This is a genomic window from Microbacterium sp. JB110 (genome assembly GCF_003335195.1).
In the GTDB taxonomy this organism is placed as follows: domain Bacteria; phylum Actinomycetota; class Actinomycetes; order Actinomycetales; family Microbacteriaceae; genus Microbacterium.
Genome location: NZ_QPGM01000016.1, coordinates 1 through 380 on the forward strand (window position 1 = coordinate 1; position 380 = coordinate 380).

The 380-nt window shown below is 46.1% G+C and carries 1 protein-coding gene; it reads left to right on the top strand.

The genetic code is table 11. The annotated features are described in order from the left end of the window. Positions 1–380 (top strand): beta-L-arabinofuranosidase domain-containing protein (locus CIK77_RS17400; RefSeq protein ID WP_181861438.1); only part of this gene is annotated, 380 nt, incomplete at both ends.

The window sequence follows — 380 nt, forward strand, 5'->3', positions numbered from 1 at the left end:
TTTGCAAGAAAACTTTGCGCAAAAAATGACGTATATGGTCAATACATTATACGAGCTGTCCGAGCTTTCGGGTCATGCAAAAGTAGCTGGAGGGGACCATGTTTCAGATCCTACCGCCGTACCTGTCGGGCCGAATAAAACACAGTATGATTCGGACCTGAGCGACAAAGGGATACGTAACGACTATTGGAACTGGGGAAAAGGATATATCAGTGCCTATCCTCCCGATCAATTTATCATGTTGGAAAATGGCGCGAGCTATGGAGGACAGAACAATCAGGTGTGGGCGCCCTATTATACGCTGCATAAAATCCTAGCAGGTTTAATCGATGTTTATCTAGTGAGTGGTAACAAGAAAGCACTCGAGGTGGCCGAAGGGA